Raw genomic sequence first — 18,203 nt, 5'->3', positions numbered from 1 at the left:
TGAGGGGCTTGGACGCGACCTAGCGTACCAAGTCCTGAAACCGGTAGTAGGCGCCTACCAACGGCAGAAACCATGGGTTTCCAAAATGCCCGGGGATGGCTGGCCACGTGAAGTCTCGCCACGGATTAAGATCGGCACGCCCATCGAGCACCTCGGCCATGATCGCGCCCATGTAGGTCGACATATGAGTACCGTGGCCGCTGTAACCCATGGAGTAGAACAGTCCGTCGTGCTCACCGGCCCGAGGCAGGCGATCGCGTGTCATATCGACCATGCCGCCCCAACAGTAATCGATGCGCGTAGCACTTAGCTCTGGGAAGACGTCAATCAGCGATTTCTGCAGGATAACGCCACTTTTCATGTCGGAAGCGGGGTTTGACGTTGCGAATCGCGCGCGCCCACCAAACAACAAACGATTGTCGGGAGTGACCCGAAAGTAGTTAACGAAATTTTTCGTATCGGTGATCATGCGCCGGTGTGGCATCAGGCGGCCAAGCAGCTCATCGGACAATGGCTCTGTGACGATGATAAAAGCACCAACGGGCACGATGCGCCGGCGAAACCACGCCAGCGGCCCTATCGCAGACGTCCCGGTCGCCAACAGTACCTGCTTGGCACGCACTTCGCCGCGTGGCGTTTTGACCTGGTGCACAGTTCCGGTCTGACGCGTGAGGCCAAGAACAGGGGCGTTTTCATAAATTCGCACACCCCGCCGAGCGGCAGCCTCCGCGAGGCCCTGACCATATCGACCAACGTGCATGCCAGCGCTTTTAGCGAAGACCAGACCTCCGAAATAACGGTCGGAACCGATTTCGCCGCTCAATTGCTCGCGGGTCAGCATGTACGTGTCGGGATCGCATTCCTTTTCCATGAGTGCATGCGACCGGGCCAGCTTGTCGAAGTGCTCAGGTTTCGCCGCAAGCTTGAGCTTGCCGACCCGTTTGAAATCGCAGTCGATGCCCTCTTGCGCAATCAGCGACTCCACTTTGCTGACCCCTGCGTCAAAAGCGCGATACAACAGGTTGGCGCGCTCGCGTCCGATAGCGGTGGACAAGGCATAGTAATCCTGGGCAAAGCCGTTGTTACACATCCCCCCATTGCGGCCGGAGGCGGCATTGCCAACCAGACCGGCCTCGAAGACGGCCACATTAGCGCCCTTTTTGGCCAGTGCAATGGCGGCAGACAAACCGGTAAACCCGGCGCCGACGATCGCAACATCGACCTCGCCACTGGGTGAATCACGTTCACCGGCGGCAAATTCAGGGGCGGTATCCAGCCAATAGGGCATCAGTTTCATAAGGGGCATTCCATCATCTGAGGTGAGCCATCGATTCGCGCGTACAAAGCTTTGAGTAAGTGCCCGCGTCAGCCAATCGACTGGTTGGAGAGGGCAAATAAACGCGCGTCAGTCCCAGTGGGACAAGCAGGGGATTGCGTCGCGCGCACCATCGGCGTCGCATGACCAACACAGGGCAGGCCCTGGTCGGCCAACCATTGCGACAAGCCACTGTCTTCAGTGACGTCGATACGAACGAAACGGCCTCGATGAGCGTCAGCGAGTGCGGTAATAACAGCTCTGGCAGACGCCTCCGCGCCGGTGCCACCGGCAATCACCGGACCAATGACCACGCCACGGCCGAACTCGCGTGAACAGCCGTAAGCTGACACCCCCGCGCCGTGATCGACGACCAGGATGCTTCCCACCTCGAACAAGGCACTCAGCAATGCGCTGCGATCACGGCCTGTCGCTGCTAGATCCAGTTGTCGCACCGCGTGTTCATCACCCACCAGCATGGCGCGTATGTGCGTTGAATAAGGGACGAAGTGATGCGCGAGCTCCAGCACCGCCTGGTGCTGGTTGACCTGCCCATGAGCGATGAAGCCGAGCCGAGTGTAAAGTGCCAGGCCCTCGTGGGTGGAGTTGAGGATCAGCGTTCGCCCACCTGTCTCCTGCAACAGTCGATCCATCAGGGCTCGCCCGATACCCTGGCCCTGGATGGCTGGGGACACAATAATCATGCCCATCGAGGCATGGGTCTCACCTTGCAGCCACCATAATGCTGTTGCCACTAACCGCCCTTCCATTTCCACTGCGAGACCCGCGCCAAGATCGAAAGCGAAGCGCCAATCCGCCTCCCGGTACGGCCACCCCAACGCGGATGAGAGGCCGACCGCACAGGGTAGATGGTCCTCACGTAGAGGCATCAGGCGTGGCGTCGCAGGCTGAGACCGGGCCGCCGGCTCGGTATTCTGGTCGGAGTGCTTCAACATAACGAAGGTACCTATGATCAAACAGTAGCAATGGAGGGCAGGTGTTCAGAAATCCGCTACCTTGCCCCAGACCGACGATTTAAACCGGTCAGGGTGGTATGGCCGCGGATCCACGATAGGGGCGGCGCCGCTGACAATATCGGCAATCAAATGGCCTGCACCGGGGCCGATACCGAAGCCGTGCCCACTGAACCCGGCGGCCAGTACCAGACCTGGAAGGCTTCCCAGCTCGCCTATCCCAGGAACGCCGTCAGGCGTACTGTCCACATAACCCGCCCAGGCTGCCGTGACCGAAGAATCTTTCAGTACCGGGACCAGCTCAACCGCGCGTTTGTAGGTCAGTTCAACAACTGAGGCGTCCACACTCGGATCGAGAACTCGCATCCTTTCCATCGGCGTCGGCTGGTCCAGCCTCCAGCGCTTCCAGCTTTCATGGCCCGAGCGCAGACCTTCGAACCCGCCAAGTGCCAGGTTGCGCCACCTTCGCTGAAACATCGGCAAAAATTGCGGGGCAAAACCGAGCAGCTGTGGGGTGAGGTCGACGCGCCCTCTCCCACTGATCGCCAGCGTATAGCTGCCATCGTAGCGGCGTGTCATGGAGGCATCGGCCGTATGAAGCGCGCTGGGGATTTCCTGGCTTGGGCAGGAAACAGAGAGCACGGTTTGACGAATTGTGGCTTGGGGAAAGCGGATGCCGTATTGGCGGCAGAACGAGGACGCCCAGGCACCAGCCGCGAGAACCGCCAGCTGAGTGCGGATAACGCCTTTTTCAGTGACTACCGCGGACAGTCGACCCGCTTGGGTCTCGACGCCACGCACGGCACAGCCCTGATGCACGGTACTGCCAAGGGCCATAATGGCGCGCGCGACTGCCGGGGCAGCGCGAGAGGGGTCTGCAATGCCGTCGGTGGGAGCGAACACCCCGCCCTTCCACTGTTTGCCGGTCGCCTTGCCGCGTTCAGCGGCTTGCTGTGCGCTGAGCATGGAAGTTTGAATGTTGACACTACGGGCGAACTCACCCCAACGTGCCCAACCCGCCAACTCCTTCTCGCTGTTGCTCAGATAGAGCAACCCGCAACGAGTAAAGCCTGTCTGCTCACCCGTTTGCGCGCCGAATTGCTCCCACAGCTCGAGGCTTTTGGTCGCCATAGGCAGTTCACGCTCATCGCGATTTTGCTGACGGCACCAGCCCCAGTTACGACTCGATTGTTCTGCGCCTATACGGCCTTTTTCAACCAGCGCGACCTTCATGCCGCGTTTGGCCAGGTAGTAGGCGGTAAATGCCCCAATGATGCCGCCGCCAATCACCACCACATCAGCGTCTGTCGGGAGGTCCGGAGAGCTTTCCACGGAAATTAGAGGCGCTGGCATGTTCTGGTTATCCGCTGAAGGGCTGCTGGAAATGTGGGTTTCTGGATCACCGGATTAAGGGCCGTAGCAGCTTGCGCAACGGCACTTCCCTTTTCAGGACCACACCAGAAAATGTTCTGCGCATCATGCATTTTTGACTGTGTTACTCAGAAATACCTTAAACAGATACTGAGTCTCAAAGTCGCGATTGCGCTGTTGCAACAGACTTTCATTACAGCACTGTGAACTCAGCAGATGGCGTTAAAAATAACGGATGGCTGATAGAAAAGACCGTATTGCGATCCTGAAGCAGCAGAGTTTGCGGACTAAACCCGTCTTGGGCCGGACCAAAAACGTATTCGTACGTCAGTTATCAGTGCAGACAACACAATCCGACGGGTGTCCATTAGTCAAGGCGCAACGTGCTGCGCTGTTCCGTACCGTTCGACCTCCTGGTCGGTGTCTACCGTTCAGCCTCTGCGCGTTTTTTCAAATATCTCCGCATGGCAACGGCCGGGGCGTCGCTAGCCACCGATATCCTGTTTTGCCTATGGCGATCTCTAACTGGAATGCACGCAATATCTATTCCGCTATCAAGACCATTTGGCATTAGTGCTGAAAACGGATAGTTGCGCTCAGGCATTTTTCAGCGCTGCGCCCGTTCTGGCTTTACTGAAGAAAACGGAATAGGCATGCGCTTCCGGTTGAGCCGTCACTGCACTGCGATTGGTACTGCGGGTCAAATTGCCAGATGGCCCAGGCCGACAGCCTGCTTGAGGTACGGCGACAGCAGAGCGAACGCTTCTGCTTCAAGTTCGCCGGAGGTTAACCATTGAGGGCACTCGATCACTGCACGATGAGTAAGCGCTTCGACGGTCGTTTCGAGCATGAAAACGAGCTTCTGCAACTGGTAGGCGGACATCTGCGGAAAGCGCCTTGCCAGGTGTTCCTGAAGCAGGGAAGACAGTTTTTCGCTAAGTTCGATTGCCTTTACATAAAGCCCGACACGTGGAATTTGCTCCATCAGGACCTTATGCAGCTCAGGCTGTAGCCGATGTGCGTCCAGACTTGAACGAATGATCGCAAGTAGCAAAACATCGAGTGGGGAGTCGCGATGACTTTGCAACGCAGACTCAACGATTGCCAGCACCTCCTTGAAGTGCCCCTCAATTACACTCGCGACCAACGATTCCTTGTTTGGAAAATATTGGTACAGCGTTCCGATGCTCACGCCTGCCCGTTCCGCAATGGCGCCAGTGGTTGCACTCTCATAGCCACAACGGACCAAAACCTGAGAGGCCGCCTGCAAAATGGCCTCAACGGTACGTCTGGAACGCTCTTGGACGGGCACCTTTCTCGCGGTGGTAAAGGCCGCTCCGCTCTTAGTCACCATGTAGCCTCCAAACGCGAGTTGTGGACCTGAGGAACCGCTCATATTGTAACTGAGGCCAACAATGGCTGCTCTGCTGCAATCTGGTCAAGCCAACTCAGGAGCATGGATAAAAATGACATCGGCAACCTCACTCGGTATCGACGCCAACCGTCTCGCACGGCTATCAGCCGCCATCAACGCGGACATCGAGGCAAATAAGTTCGACGGCGCAGTAGTGCTCGTCGCCCGCCGTGGCACCGTCGTCCTGCATGAAGCACTCGGCTATGCGGACCGCGCCGCGGGCAAACCAACCCAACTCAATTCCGTCTTTATCACCATGTCCATTTTCAAGCAGATGGTGAACGCTGCTGTGCTGCAGCGGATCGACCGCGGTGAAATCGGCTTCACGACACAGGTGCGAGAGTTGATTCCCGAATATGCGGCCAATGGAAAAGGCGCCACGACCATCGCTGATCTGATGCTGCACAAAGCTGGCTTACCTTTGGGAGCGCCAGGCATACCGCCCGAGAACATCGGCGATATTCAAGCGGTGAGCCGTGCGGTAAGCGCCATGGTGCCCCAATCAGTTCCAGGGACGAGTATCAGTTACGCAGCAGTACTCGGGCACGCCGTACTCGCTGAAACAGTACGCCGACTCGATGGTGGGCATCGCTCATTCGGTCAGATTCTCAAGGAAGACCTCATCGAGCCTCTTGGAATGACAGACACGTCACTTGGCTTCGGGCTGCGCAAAGACCAAATCGAACGTGCGGTACCGGTGGTGGTAAAAAATCACGGACCAGCGCTATTGGATCCCGTCATGCTTGAGGGCGCCGGGAAGCATGCGCTGATATCAGGATTTGAGGTTCCTGCGGGTAGCGCCTTCACCACCGCGTATGACTGGTTCCGCTTTGCCGAAGCCTGTCGTCGAGGAGGTGAAATCGACGGGGCACGTATCCTTAGCCCGGCAATTTTGCGCTTCGCTCGCACAATCGCGACGGGCGATATGATCAACAGCCTATGGGACTATGCTCAGAATATGAGGGGGTGGCCAGCGATTCCGGCAAACCTCGGACCCGGTTTCTACGTCAGGGGAAGTGGAATCACCTCACACGCTTTCGGCCAGCTCTCCTCCCCTGAAACCTTCGGAGGCATCGGAACCGGGTCTAACTGTTTCTGGGTGGATCCCGAGCGAGAACTCACTTATGTGTTTCTTTCAGCGGGGCTGATGGAGGATTCCTATAGCTGGGAAAGGCATCAGCGTTATGCAGACCTCGTACATGCTTCGGTAATGGAATGAATGGCAATCTAATCGGCGCGGATCGATCAGTATTGAACGAGGGATAAAAAGGTCCGCTGCGGTAGCCAGCAGCACCGCCCCCAATCCTGACCCGTGTCTGTCGACGGTCGGTTGTAGAACTCAACACCTCTAGACACGCGGGTTGTAACCATCGAATGGTCAATGACGATGCCCAACCTGAAAAAATGCTTTCCCCTGCTCATCGGGCTCTTGCTCTGGAAAGAAGCCCTGGCGAAACCGACGCTCGATGAGCAGAGCATCATCTCGTACGTGGACAGTCACAGCGCCGCACAGATCGCGTTGCTTGAAAAACTCGTCAACATCAACAGCGGAACGGACAACGTCGAGGGTGTGGTCAAGGTCGGCAATCTGATCAAGCCAGAACTTGAGGCGCTGGGCTTTGATACCCGTTGGCATGACCTGCCTGCAGAAATGAAACATGCCGGAAGTCTCGTGGCCGTGCACAGCGGCGCACAATCTGCCAAGCGGCTCTTATTGATAGGCCATCTGGACACTGTTTTCCCCAAAACCAGTGCGTTCCAGACATTCGCCTATGTCAATGACGGAAAAGGAGCCACAGGCCCAGGCGTCATCGACGATAAGGGCGGTATTGTCACCCTGCTATACGCCCTGCAAGCCTTGAAGCAAAACGGATCGCTGGACACTATGAACATCACAGTGGTCCTGATCGGTGACGAAGAGCTCGCGGCAAAGCCGACCCGCATCTCCAGAGAGGTACTGGTTAGCGAAGCCAAAAAAAGCGACATCGCGTTGGGTTTCGAATTTGCGTTATCGCCCAATCAGTTGATCACCGAGCGTCGGGGATTAAGTGAGTGGTTTCTGACCAGTACTGGCAGGGATAAACATTCGGCGACCGTCTTTGAGCCAGAAACAGGTTTTGGTGCGATTTATGAATCGGCCCGCGTTCTGGATGAGATTCGATCCAAACTTTCCAACGAGCCAGGATTGACCTTGAACCCCGGGCTTATCTTGGGCGGTTCCACCGCAGTAGAGGATGTAGCCGGTGGACAAGGCATTGCTTCAGGCCGGAAGACAACCGTCGCCAAGGTTGCGTCCGTGCATGGCGATCTCCGGTTCAGTAGTGAGGATCAAAAGAATGCCGCGCAAACGCGACTGGAAGAGATAGCCAGCCATCCGCTGCCGCAGACCAGCAGCGAGTTGAAAGTCAACGACATCATGCCTGTCATGGCCGATCGCGAAAGCAATCGGCAGCTTCTGCGAGCCTACAGCCAAGTCAGCGTGGACCTGGAGGGCCCCGCGTTAGTCTCCGCGCCTTCAGCGGAGCGAGGCGGCGCTGATATTTCCTATGTGAACCAATATGTGACGGCGAGCCTGGACGGCCTGGGTGCATGGGGAAAAGCGGCTCACAGTGAAAATGAAAGCATAGACCTGGCCTCTCTGCCCGTCGTCACGAAGCGGGCGGCTATTTTCATGAGTCGCTATGGTAAGTAACTGTTTGTTTTGGACGCCAGGGACGGCCGAGCCCCCCACCAACTGCGGCCGTTAGACAGAGCCCACTCAATAGGCAAAACCTTGCCCAAGCTCGCTCTCCATCCACTCCAGGAAACGCCGCACGCGAGGGAAGCCGGAGTGAGCCTTTGGAAACACCAGGTGATGGGCAGCCACCGGCGCGCTGAGCGCCTCTGGCGCCACTTCGACCAGGCTGCCGGACGCCAGATACTTCTTGGCGAGCAAGGTGCTTTCCAGCGCAAATCCCAGCCCATGACTGGCGGCCTCAAGCGACATGTACGAGCGATCGAAACTCAACGCGTAGGGCTTTTCCGGGCGCGCCAGGCCGTGCTGGGCAAACCATTGCGGCCATTTGAGCAACGTGGCTTCGGAAAGCACTAGATCGCAGCCCAACAGATCGGACGCGCGGCGGATCGGGCATTGCGCGAGCAATGTCGGTGAAGCGAGCACAGCAAAGGTTTCGTTTTGAACCGTGCGGACTTCGTAACTGGGCCAGTTCGCGGTGCCGTGGCGGATATCCACGTCAATCTTGTCCCGACTGAAATGCAGCGACTCGTAGGAACATGACAGATTGATCTGGATATCTGGATGAGAAGCACGAAACGCTTCCAGCCTGGGCATCAGCCACAACAGTCCGAAGCTTGGCGCCGAGTGCAGGCGCAGACAGTCCAGGCTGACGTCACTGCCCGCACGTTCGGTGGCAACGGCCAAGCTATGAAGCAGCCCCGAAACTTCCTTGAGGTATTGCTCCCCTACAGCCGTAAGCGTTACGCCCCGGGCTGCACGGACAAACAGTTGCCGGCCAATCATGGCTTCAAGTTTCGCCAGCTGATGACTCACCGCGGAAGGCGTCAGGTCCAGCACTTCGGCGGCACGCGCGACGTTGCTGAACCGCGCCGTTTGTTCAAACGCCTGAATCGCTTTCAGCGGTGGGAGAATCAAGGGTGCATCGACATCGGTACGCATGGCACGTCGCTCCGCAATAAGTCCACTGATTGTTGAGCTTTTTTGCTCAAGCTGCCAGCCGCGAACGACCGAGTGCTGAATTTTTTTCAGCACTGAATGATTTTTAGGCCATTGCTCAGACAGGGTGCGAAGAAGAAGCTGAGTCATCGGTTTTTTCCGAATCGACCCATAAAAACAATTCGAGGTAATCCTCCATGCTCCTCCAAGGCAAAGTCGCGATCATTACCGGCGCCGCATCCGCCCGTGGCATTGGCCGCGCCACCGCTACCACGTTCGCGCAGCACGGTGCTCGCGTGGTGATTCTTGATCTGGATGAATCCGCCGCACGGGACGCCGCCAACGCCCTCGGCGAAGGTCACCTGGGTCTTGCGGCCAACGTCGCGGATGAAACCCAGGTCCAACGGGCCGTGGCCCAAGTCATCGAGCATTTCGGCCGCATCGACATTCTCGTCAACAACGCCGGCATCACCCAGCCCCTCAAGACCCTCGATATCCGCCCGTCCGATTATGACAAGGTCTTGGACGTCAGCCTGCGCGGCACTCTGCTCATGTCGCAGGCGGTGATCCCGTTGATGCGCGAGCAGCAGGGCGGCAGCATTGTCTGCATGTCGTCGGTGTCCGCCCAACGTGGCGGCGGCATCTTCGGTGGGCCGCATTATAGCGCCGCCAAGGCCGGCGTACTGGGCCTGGCCAAGGCGATGGCCCGGGAGTTGGGCCCGGACAAAGTGCGGGTCAACTCCATTGCCCCTGGCTTGATCCACACCGACATCACCGGCGGTCTCATGCAGGACGAGCGCCGACACGCGATCATCGACGGCATTCCGTTGGGCCGCCTCGGTGAGGCCCAAGACGTCGCCAACGCCGCCCTGTTCCTGGCCAGCGACTTGTCCTCTTACCTGACGGGCACCACGTTGGATGTGAACGGCGGAATGCTGATTCACTGATGCACCTGGGCGGGCCGGCGCGGCCCGTGCGGTTCTGGATCGACGACGCTAGCCGGGCCTTCGGGCCTGGCGGTCAATAAAAACAAGAGATCAGACCATCATGACAACTTTGTCCCTCGAAGCGGTTTCGACCGTGCGCTCCAATGCCTACCGGAAAACGGCCTGGCGACTGATGCCCTTCCTGATGCTGTGCTATTTGTGCGCGTACCTGGACCGGGTCAACGTCGGCTTCGCCAAGCTGCAAATGATGAACGACCTGGCGCTCAGCGAAACCGTCTACGGACTCGGTGCCGGCATGTTCTTCATCGGTTACTTCCTTTGCGAAGTGCCCAGCAACATCATCCTGCACAAGGTCGGCGCCCGCGTATGGATCGCGCGAATCATGATCACTTGGGGCATCATCTCCGCGCTGTTCGCCTTCGTCGAAACCGCGTGGCAGTTCTATGCCCTGCGCTTTCTGCTCGGCGTCGCCGAAGCGGGCCTGGCCCCGGGATTGCTGCTATATCTCACCTACTGGTTCCCCTCTTATCGGCGCGCCCGCATGACGGTGCTCTGGTTTATTGCCATCCCGCTGTCGGGCATGGTGGGCGGCCCCCTCTCCGGCTGGATCATGAACCACTTCGCCGGCGTGCATGGCTGGGCCGGCTGGCAGTGGATGTTCATGCTCGAAGCCATTCCCACCGTCGTGGTCGGGTTGCTGGTGTTGAGTTATCTCAAGGATGGCGTCCACCAGGCCACGTGGCTGAACGACGATGAGAAAGCGTTGATCAGCCGAGAACTGGCCGAAGACAACCAACAGAAAGTCACTCATGCCTCGGTGGGCGAGTTCATCCGCGACCGCCGTCTGTGGCTGCTGGCGGGGATTTATTTCTGCGTGGTCATGGGCCAGTACGCCATCACCTTCTGGCTGCCGACGCTGGTGCGCAACGCCGGGGTCTCCGATCCGCTGCACATCGGTTTCCTGACCAGCCTGCCCTACCTCTGCGCAATCGCCGCCATGCTGCTGATCGGTCGCAGCGGCGACAAGCACCGCGAGCGGCGCTGGCACCTGATCGGGCCGATGATCGCCGGAGCCATCGGGCTGACCCTGGCCGCACTGCTCGGCGGCAACATTGTCCTGTCCATTCTGAGCCTGTGCCTGGCGGCGTCCGGCATCCTGTCCGCTTCTTCGATGTTCTGGATGCTGCCGACCACCTTGCTCGGCGGTGTGTCAGCCGCCGCGGGCATCGCGGCCGTCAACAGCTTCGCCAATCTCGCGGGCTTCTGCTCGCCCTACCTGATTGGCTGGATCACCACACAGACCGGCTCCAGCGCCATCGGCATGTACCTGATCACCGGCGTGTTGCTGGGCGGTGCCTTGTTGGTGCTGCGCATTCCCGCCGCCCTGGTCAATCGTTGAGTAACCGGAGTTCTACCATGACAACCCCTGCTCCCTACGTTTCATCCACACCGCTGACCGAGCGCGCCCATAACATCCGTCGTCACGCATTGCGCATGGGACAAGTCCAGGGCCAAGGCTACGTCGGCCAGGCCCTCGGCGCTGCCGACCTGCTCGCCGTCTCTTACTTCCACGCCATGAACTATCGGCCCGAAGATCCTGAGTGGGAACAGCGCGATCGATTCTACCTCTCCATAGGCCACTACGCAATTGCGCTGTATGCGGCCCTGATCGAAGCAGAAATCATCCCGCTCGATGAGTTGGAAACCTACGGCGCGGACGATAGCCGGCTACCGATGTCCGGCATGGCCACCTACACCCCCGGAATGGAAATCACCGGTGGGTCTCTCGGCCAAGGCCTGGGCATCGCCGTCGGCGCCTGTCTGGGCCTGAAACGCAAAGGCTCGCCCGCCTTCGTCTACAACCTGCTGTCCGACGGTGAACTGAACGAAGGTTCGACCTGGGAAGCGGTGATGTCGGCGTCGCACTGGAAGCTCGACAACCTGATCGCCATCGTCGACGTCAACAACCAGCAGGCCGATGGTTACTCCAGCGAAATCCTCTCGTTCGAGCCGATCGTTGACCGCTGGCAAGCGTTTGGCTGGTTTACCCAGCGCGTCGACGGCAACGATCTGGAGGCACTGGTCGCGGCATTCGATGCCGCGCGCAACCACCCAGGCGGTCAGCCTCGGGTGATCATCTGCGATACCCGCATGGGCAAGGGTGTGCCGTTTCTGGAAAACCGTGAGAAAACCCATTTCATCCGCGTCGAAGAACACGAGTGGGACCTGGCGCTGAACAACCTTGAAGAAGGAAAACACCCATGAACAATGCCGCCAACACACCGACTTCGACGAGCGAACCCGTGAAAAAGCGCCTGACCACATCGGCGATGATCGCCTCGATTGCCGCTGAAGGCCAAGCCACGAAATCCGCGCCATTCGGGCACGCGTTGGCCGCATTGGCAGATCAGCGCCCGGACATCGTCGGGCTGTCCGCCGACCTGTCCAAGTACACCGACTTGCACATCTTCGCCAAGGCCCATCCGGAGCGTTTCTACCAGATGGGCATGGCTGAGCAATTGCTAATGAGCGCTGCGGCCGGCATGGCCCGGGAAGGCTTCGTGCCATTCGCCACGACCTACGCGGTGTTCGCCTCCCGTCGAGCCTACGACTTCATCTGCATGGCGATTGCCGAGGAAAACCTCAACGTCAAGATCGTCTGTGGTTTGCCGGGCCTCACCACCGGCTACGGCCCAAGCCACCAGGCCACGGACGACCTGGCGATCTTCCGCGCCATGCCCAACCTGATGATCATCGACCCCTGTGACGCGCTTGAAATAGAACAGGCCGTGCCCGCCATTGCCGCCCACCAAGGCCCGGTTTATATGCGATTGTTGCGCGGAAATGTGCCGCTGGTGCTGGATGAGTACGGCTACACGTTCGAGATCGGCAAGGCCAAGACGCTGCGGACTGGCAATGACGTCTTGATCATTTCCACCGGCCTGATGACTATGCGCGCCCTGGAAGCCGCCAAACAATTGCAGGCAGACGGCGTCGATGTCGCGGTGCTGCATATGCCGACCATCAAGCCGCTGGACGAACGCACCCTTCTGGCCGAAGCGAGCAAGCCAGGAAGGCTGGTGGTGACAGCAGAAAACAGCTCCATCATCGGCGGACTGGGCGAGGCGGTTGCCGGGGTTCTGCTGCGCAACGGAGTGACGCCGACGTTCAGGCAAATCGCTTTACCAGACGCTTTCCTCGATGCGGGCGCCCTGCCGACGCTCCATGACCGCTACGGCATTTCGACCCAGGCCGTTTGCGCACAAATCAAAGCCTGGCTGTAGTGGCAAAGCCCAGGGCACTGGCAACAGCGCCCTGCGGCTATACGCAAAGGGAGCGTTATTTTGAAGCCAGATGAACTGCTTGATCCTGCATTCCAGGGCCTTGTGGCCTCGAGTGAGGAGCAATGGTCACTGAGCACGCTGCCGGCCATCCGCGCCCGAGTCCATTCAACCTTCAAACCCGGGCCGGGCGCGCGGCGCGAAGTCTGCTGGATCACAGGCACCGATGCCGAACGCCTGCGCCTGTGTCTTTACCGACCGAAAGAACGCCTGCGAAACGCAATCCTGCCAGCGATCCTGTACATGCATGGCGGAGGTTTCGTATTGGGGAAACCCGAGATGGCAGATGACTACCTGGCCGACCTGGCCGAGGCGTCGGGCGCGATCATCGTTGCGGTGGATTATCGACTGGCGCCCGAACATCCTTTTCCAGCCCCCCTGGAGGACTGTTACAACGCCCTCGCCTGGCTATTTGCAAACGGTCCCCACCTGGGTCTGGATCCCCGGCGTATGGTCGTCATGGGCCATAGCGCCGGGGGTGGGCTTGCCGCCGCCTTGGCCATTTTGGCACGCAACAGGGCCGAGTTCCCGCTCGCTGGCCAAGTGCTTATCTACCCCATGCTCGACTACCGCACCGGCTCGGCGCAGTCCCCTTTCCCGAGCCGCGACACAGGAACGTTCAGTTGGCTGCCGACACCCAATCAGTTCTGCTGGGATTGCCTGCGCGGTGGCTATACCCTGGATGATGACTGTATCGGTTTGTTTTCCCCCTCAATGCAGCAGGACCTCGGCGGCCTGCCGCCCAGTTTCATTTCAGTTGGGTCACAGGATCTCTTTCTCGAAGAAAACATCGATTACGCAATGAGATTGTGGAGTGCAGGGGTTGCCATGGAACTTCACGTTTATCCTGGCGTACCGCACATGTTCGACCAGGTGGCAGGTTGCATCACGGACCAATCGAGGTTAGACGTTGTGCGAGCGTTGAAAGAACTCCTGAGTAAGAGATGAATCGCTCAGGATTATCCAGAGACCTCGCAAGCTAACGTCCTGATTTACGAGCGAGGTCACGTCACGAGGCAATCAGTTGTACGACAACACACTTATCCTATGACAGTGTTTCTCATACAGCGGACGTTCGATTCGCAGCATCAGTGGCAAGGACGTCCGCTCGAGAGACGCGCAAAGCATGTGCGCGTCTAAACACTTAAGTTAATCAAGAATCTGATTACTCATGAGAAAACCCTCAACTTTCAACGCTTGCAAATTGGCAAGTGCCGTCGTCGCGTCACTGTTGTTTTGCAGCGTATCCGTACAGGCCGCTGATATCTGGTTGGACACAGCCACGACCGGCTGGGCCACGCAGAATAGCGGGACCAAAGGCGGCTCCAGAGCCGCCGCGAACGACATCTACACCGTTAAAAACGCAGCCGAACTGAAAAAAGCCCTGAGCGCTTCGGCAGGCAGCAACGGTCGCATCTTCAAGATCACCGGCATCATCGATATCAGCGAAGGCAAGGCCTACACCAAAACGGCTGATATGAAGGTTCGCGGCCGCCTGGATATTCCCGGCAAGACCGCGATCGTGGGCATCGGCAGCAATGCGGAGATCCGCGATGAGTTCTTTTACGCGAAAGAAAATGACGTGATCATCCGCAACCTCACCGTCGAAAACCCGTGGGATCCTTGATAAGGACGACGGTGCCAACGGCAACTGGAATTCTGAGTACGACGGCCTGACCATCGAGGGCGCCAACAACGTGTGGGTCGATCACGTGACCTTCACCGACGGCCGCCGTACCGATGACCAGAACGGCACCGCCAACAACCGTCCCAAGCAACATCACGACGGCGCGCTGAACGTCAAGAACGGCGCCAACTTCGTCACCATCTCTTACTCGGTGTTCAAGTCCCACGAAAAGAACAACCTGATCGGTTCCAGCGATTCGCGCACCACCGATGATGGCAAGCTCAAGGTCACCATCCATAACACCCTGTCCGAGAACATCTCCGCCCGTGCACTTCGCATGCGCTACGGCCAGGTGCATCGGTACAACAACTACCATGTCGGCAGCACCAGCCATAAGGTCTATCCGTTCTCGTACGCCCATGGCGTGGGCAAGAACTCGAAGATCTTCTCGGAGCGCAATGCCTTCGAGATCGCCGGGATCAGCGGTTGCGACAATCGCCGGCGATTACGGTGGCAGTGTCTACCATGACACCGGCTCGACCCTGAATGGCAACGCGCTGAGCTGCTCCTGGAGTTCGAGCATTGGCTGAACGCCTCCCCATAGTTACACCTCACTGGCTGCCGACAAGGTTGCGGCGGACGTCAAGGCCAAGGCCGGCGCTGGCAAGCTCTGAGTTGAAGCAATGACGCGGTAAAGGAAAGCCCTCGAAGTCGAGGACTTTTTTGTCGTGCGCCAGGCATGGCGCGTTGCGCGTAAGCGCAACCAGCTTGGCTGTGGTGGCCGCGCTGGTGACTTGGAGGTGAAAGTCCTCTACACACCCGACAAGGGGAAGTGTTAGCCAGAGGCAAGGGTGTCGCGGGTGACTGCGAATCTGAAGGAAGCCCGAGGCAAAATGCTGGCCTGACGAGCAGGAAGCGGATGAGGCGGCACAGCGGGGTAAGACGGCATAAATCGTTAAAGCCCAATACTTGCACGGAGCGCTGTGACGTAGATCCGACAGGCATAAGCAGGAAGGTCGCGCGAATTACCTTGGGAGATCTGCATGCTCGCCACTGTGCTACCGGGCGTCGAGAGGCGACGGAATGAGCGTGCAGAAGTCAGCTGAAGCCATTGTAATCGCCGAGACCGGGGCGATGAAGGGTCGAACAGGCTGTGCCGCCAGTAGGCGTCAGAGTCTCGTCGAATGTCCGAAAAGCAGAAATCTCTCCACAGAGGGCTGTAACCGCAAGTTCTGGACAGAATCCAGGGCTTGCGGCTGGCAGTGCGCAGGCATCGACGGCGTCTGTGACGTGGACGAACGCGGAGCCGGACACGCTGATGGAACGGGTGCTTGCACCCGCCAACCTCAGCCGTGCGTACCAACGTGTGGTCAGCAACAAGGGCGCACCGGGTGCCGATGGCATGAAGGTGGAGCAACTGGCGGACTACACGAATCAGTATTGGCCGATCCTCAAGGCTCGGTTGCTGGCCGGCGAGTATCACCCGCAAGGTGTGCGCGCCGTTGAAATCCCTAAACCCAACGGTGGAACAAGACAGTTGGGCATTCCCAACATCGTGGATCGTCTGATCCAACAAGCCTTGCTGCAACAGCTCACGCCGATCTTCGATCCTCTGTTTTCGGATTACAGCTACGGCTCTCGTCCGGACAGAAGTGCTCATCACGCCATCGAAACAGCCTGCGCCCATGTGGCGGTATGTCACCGTTGGTGCGTGGAACTCGATCTTGAGAAGTTCTTTGATCGGGTCAATCACGATGTATTGATGGCCTGCATTGAGCGTCAAATCGAGATAAACGCGTGTTAATGCTGATCCGTCGCTATCTTGAAGCGGGAACGATGTCAGGCGGGATCGTCAGCCGACGGCAGGAGGGGACCCCCAAGGCGGCCCGCTCTCGCCGTTACTGTCGAACATCCTACTCAACGAACTCGACCGCGAGTTAGAACGACGGGGTCATCGCTTCGTGCGTTATGCCGATGATGCGAACATTAATGTACGTAGTCACCGTGCTGGCGAACGAGTGATGGCCAGCGTCGAGCGCTTCCTGAGCCGGCGCCTGAAACTGACGCTGAACCGGGAAAAGAGTCGAGTAGCTGGATCGTGGATGTGTGATTACTTGGGCTACGAGATGAGCTGGCATCAACAGCCGAGACTGCGAGTGGCCACGACGAGCCTGCGTCGTCTGCGTGACCGGCTTGGGAAACTGCTACGCGTAGCGCGGGGCCAGGAACTGGCAAATACCATTGAACCCCGTGCTGCGCGGCTGGGCAGGCTATTTCAAGTTGACTCAAGGCAAAGGTGCACTGGAACACTCGACGGCTGGGTGCGCCATAAACTTCGGTGCATCCTCTGGCGTCAATGGAAGCACCCCTCAACGAGGGCTCGCAATCTGATGCGCTTGGGGATAGAAGAAGGGCGTGCCCGTAAGTCAGCCACCAATGGCCGAGGTCCATGGTGGAACTCGGGGGCGTCATACATGAATCAGGCGTTACCGAAGAAACTGTGGGATCGGCTTGGGCTGATTTCAATACTGGATACGATCAACGGCTTAGCCGTATAACCTGAACCGCCGTATACGGACCCGTACGGACGGTGGTGTGAGAGGACGGCGGCCGTGAGGTCGCCTCCTATTCGATCGCCTAATGCAACAGTTGGTTGATCTCGATGATTGGCAACAGCACCGCCATCACGATCACCAGCAGCACCGCGCCCATCAGCGCAGACCTTCCAGCAGAACAGCTTGCAGCGTGTGCGCTGGTTGCTGGACGGTGGCACGCTGTACCGCACTACATCGGTGGCCAGCGATCGATACCCCCCGCCGGCACCCAAACAGGTGGTGGCCGTATTGTCCGGCGTCAGCGAGCTGCAGGTCCGCGTCTGGAAGGCGGGCAAAGGCTGGCATCAGCTCGCCGGCAACCAGGAAAAGACCCCATCGGCGTAGAAATCAATTACCTTTATGACCCTTCAGGGGGAACAACGTTACCGGCAAGTTGCGGGTCCCTTGCAATAGCGTCAGCTCAGGCCGTTCGGGATCAAGACCTGCCACTGACGCCATGCCGTTCAGTTAAACAGCCGCAATCGCGGCCGCCATCCACTACAAAGGAAATTCCGCCCTGATCAGGGTGCCACCGTGGGAGCGATTGCTGGCAGCGATGGTGCCGCCATGGGCCTGGCAGATCACACGCGCGATGGATAGGCCCAGTCCGCTGCCCCCTGAATAGCGCGCTTGGAGCGCTTCGCCCGCCAGAAGCGGTCGAATACGCTGTCCAGGTGCTGCGCTTCGATGCCCGGTCCTCGGTCACCAATCTCAATCACGACACCGTCTTCGACTTGGCGCGCTATGAGAGTCAATTCGCCGCCTCCGCGGCATAGCGCAGCAGCTTGTCGATCAGGATATTCAGCACCCGGCCCAGGCGATCGCGATCGGCATGGATACGCACCCCGTCCGCGATCAGGACCTGCGTCTGTATGCCGGCTGCATCCAACTGCGGCTGGAACCAGGCCAGCCGTTCGCTCACCAAAGCCGCCAGGGAAAAGTCGCTG

15 protein-coding genes and 3 pseudogenes are annotated in these 18,203 nt (G+C 58.8%); 10 read left to right on the top strand and 8 right to left on the bottom strand.

Going from position 1 to position 18,203, the window contains the following annotated elements; genetic code table 11:
• Positions 1-19 precede the first annotated feature (19 nt).
• The 4 genes from QK296_RS15230 to QK296_RS15215 all read right to left on the bottom strand — a co-directional run bounded on the left by QK296_RS15230 (position 20) and on the right by QK296_RS15215 (position 5,014).
• Entirely contained in the window at positions 20-1,297 is a 1,278-nt protein-coding gene (locus tag QK296_RS15230) for an FAD-binding oxidoreductase (protein WP_150689102.1), read from the bottom strand.
• 68 nt (positions 1,298-1,365) lie between these two features.
• Complete coding sequence (locus tag QK296_RS15225; protein WP_083269408.1) at positions 1,366-2,271, bottom strand: GNAT family N-acetyltransferase; 906 nt, start codon at positions 2,269-2,271, stop codon at positions 1,366-1,368.
• A gap of 45 nt (positions 2,272-2,316) precedes the next feature.
• A complete protein-coding gene (locus tag QK296_RS15220; RefSeq protein WP_150689103.1) occupies positions 2,317-3,642 on the bottom strand; it encodes an FAD-binding oxidoreductase in 1,326 nt (441 codons plus the stop codon).
• 718 nt (positions 3,643-4,360) lie between these two features.
• Positions 4,361-5,014, bottom strand: a complete 654-nt coding sequence (locus tag QK296_RS15215) for a TetR/AcrR family transcriptional regulator (protein WP_282391063.1) — start codon at positions 5,012-5,014, stop codon at positions 4,361-4,363.
• Between the two features lie 61 nt (positions 5,015-5,075).
• Between QK296_RS15215 and QK296_RS15210 the strand changes: the two genes are divergently transcribed.
• Both QK296_RS15210 and QK296_RS15205 read left to right on the top strand, forming a co-directional pair.
• Positions 5,076-6,293: a serine hydrolase domain-containing protein gene (locus tag QK296_RS15210; protein WP_083269410.1), complete on the top strand. Its 1,218-nt coding sequence runs from the start codon at positions 5,076-5,078 to the stop codon at positions 6,291-6,293.
• Positions 6,294-6,470: 177 nt separating this feature from the next.
• Positions 6,471-7,766 carry a M20 family metallopeptidase gene (locus tag QK296_RS15205; RefSeq protein WP_154847285.1) on the top strand — a complete coding sequence of 432 codons (1,296 nt, stop codon included), beginning with the start codon at positions 6,471-6,473 and terminating at the stop codon, positions 7,764-7,766.
• 66 nt (positions 7,767-7,832) lie between these two features.
• Here the strand turns inward: QK296_RS15205 and QK296_RS15200 are convergent, their stop codons facing one another.
• Positions 7,833-8,750 carry a LysR substrate-binding domain-containing protein gene (locus QK296_RS15200; RefSeq protein ID WP_154847266.1) on the bottom strand — a complete coding sequence of 306 codons (918 nt, stop codon included), beginning with the start codon at positions 8,748-8,750 and terminating at the stop codon, positions 7,833-7,835.
• Positions 8,751-8,944: 194 nt separating this feature from the next.
• On the opposite strand from QK296_RS15200, the gene QK296_RS15195 reads away from it, so the two are divergent.
• The 8 genes and pseudogenes from QK296_RS15195 to QK296_RS15160 all read left to right on the top strand — a co-directional run bounded on the left by QK296_RS15195 (position 8,945) and on the right by QK296_RS15160 (position 17,601).
• Entirely contained in the window at positions 8,945-9,694 is a 750-nt protein-coding gene (locus QK296_RS15195) for an SDR family NAD(P)-dependent oxidoreductase (RefSeq protein ID WP_150689105.1), read from the top strand.
• Between the two features lie 100 nt (positions 9,695-9,794).
• Positions 9,795-11,093 carry an MFS transporter gene (locus tag QK296_RS15190; protein WP_150689106.1) on the top strand — a complete coding sequence of 433 codons (1,299 nt, stop codon included), beginning with the start codon at positions 9,795-9,797 and terminating at the stop codon, positions 11,091-11,093.
• Between the two features lie 17 nt (positions 11,094-11,110).
• Complete coding sequence (locus QK296_RS15185; RefSeq protein WP_150689107.1) at positions 11,111-11,959, top strand: transketolase; 849 nt, start codon at positions 11,111-11,113, stop codon at positions 11,957-11,959.
• Complete coding sequence (locus QK296_RS15180; protein ID WP_150689108.1) at positions 11,956-12,978, top strand: transketolase family protein; 1,023 nt, start codon at positions 11,956-11,958, stop codon at positions 12,976-12,978. The genes QK296_RS15185 and QK296_RS15180 overlap by 4 nt, the downstream gene beginning before the upstream one ends.
• 60 nt (positions 12,979-13,038) lie before the next feature.
• Positions 13,039-13,983, top strand: coding sequence for an alpha/beta hydrolase (locus QK296_RS15175; RefSeq protein WP_150689109.1), 945 nt, complete (start codon positions 13,039-13,041; stop codon positions 13,981-13,983).
• Between the two features lie 223 nt (positions 13,984-14,206).
• A pseudogene (locus tag QK296_RS15170) lies at positions 14,207-15,336 on the top strand (pectate lyase).
• A gap of 527 nt (positions 15,337-15,863) precedes the next feature.
• Positions 15,864-17,220, top strand: a pseudogene (gene ltrA / locus QK296_RS15165) (group II intron reverse transcriptase/maturase).
• Positions 17,221-17,328: 108 nt separating this feature from the next.
• Complete coding sequence (locus tag QK296_RS15160) at positions 17,329-17,601, top strand: type II secretion system protein GspJ (RefSeq protein ID WP_150689110.1); 273 nt, start codon at positions 17,329-17,331, stop codon at positions 17,599-17,601.
• A 153-nt stretch (positions 17,602-17,754) separates the two neighbouring features.
• Here QK296_RS15160 and QK296_RS15155 read toward each other — a convergent pair whose 3' ends face one another.
• The 3 genes and pseudogenes from QK296_RS15155 to QK296_RS15145 all read right to left on the bottom strand — a co-directional run.
• Entirely contained in the window at positions 17,755-17,841 is an 87-nt protein-coding gene (locus tag QK296_RS15155) for a hypothetical protein (RefSeq protein WP_282391070.1), read from the bottom strand.
• Positions 17,838-18,011, bottom strand: a complete 174-nt coding sequence (locus QK296_RS15150; RefSeq protein WP_282391062.1) for an ATP-binding protein — start codon at positions 18,009-18,011, stop codon at positions 17,838-17,840. The genes QK296_RS15155 and QK296_RS15150 overlap by 4 nt, the downstream gene beginning before the upstream one ends.
• A pseudogene (locus QK296_RS15145) lies at positions 18,008-18,203 on the bottom strand (two-component sensor histidine kinase); the annotation flags it as partial. The gene QK296_RS15150 and the pseudogene QK296_RS15145, both read right to left, overlap by 4 nt.

This window comes from Pseudomonas sp. AL10 (assembly GCF_029960685.1).
Lineage (GTDB): Bacteria > Pseudomonadota > Gammaproteobacteria > Pseudomonadales > Pseudomonadaceae > Aquipseudomonas > Aquipseudomonas lactis.
This window is presented reverse-complemented; position numbering and strand designations above follow the sequence as displayed.

Coding starts and splice junctions, on each gene's coding strand:
- QK296_RS15225 (WP_083269408.1), bottom strand. CDS start 2,271: ATGTTGAAGCACTCCGACCAGAATACCGAGCCGGCGGCCCGGTCTCAG.
- QK296_RS15210 (WP_083269410.1), top strand. CDS start 5,076: ATGGCTGCTCTGCTGCAATCTGGTCAAGCCAACTCAGGAGCATGGATA.
- QK296_RS15215 (WP_282391063.1), bottom strand. CDS start 5,014: ATGGTGACTAAGAGCGGAGCGGCCTTTACCACCGCGAGAAAGGTGCCC.
- QK296_RS15195 (WP_150689105.1), top strand. CDS start 8,945: ATGCTCCTCCAAGGCAAAGTCGCGATCATTACCGGCGCCGCATCCGCC.
- QK296_RS15230 (WP_150689102.1), bottom strand. CDS start 1,297: ATGAAACTGATGCCCTATTGGCTGGATACCGCCCCTGAATTTGCCGCC.
- QK296_RS15220 (WP_150689103.1), bottom strand. CDS start 3,642: ATGCCAGCGCCTCTAATTTCCGTGGAAAGCTCTCCGGACCTCCCGACA.
- QK296_RS15190 (WP_150689106.1), top strand. CDS start 9,795: ATGACAACTTTGTCCCTCGAAGCGGTTTCGACCGTGCGCTCCAATGCC.
- QK296_RS15180 (WP_150689108.1), top strand. CDS start 11,956: ATGAACAATGCCGCCAACACACCGACTTCGACGAGCGAACCCGTGAAA.
- QK296_RS15200 (WP_154847266.1), bottom strand. CDS start 8,750: ATGCGTACCGATGTCGATGCACCCTTGATTCTCCCACCGCTGAAAGCG.
- QK296_RS15185 (WP_150689107.1), top strand. CDS start 11,111: ATGACAACCCCTGCTCCCTACGTTTCATCCACACCGCTGACCGAGCGC.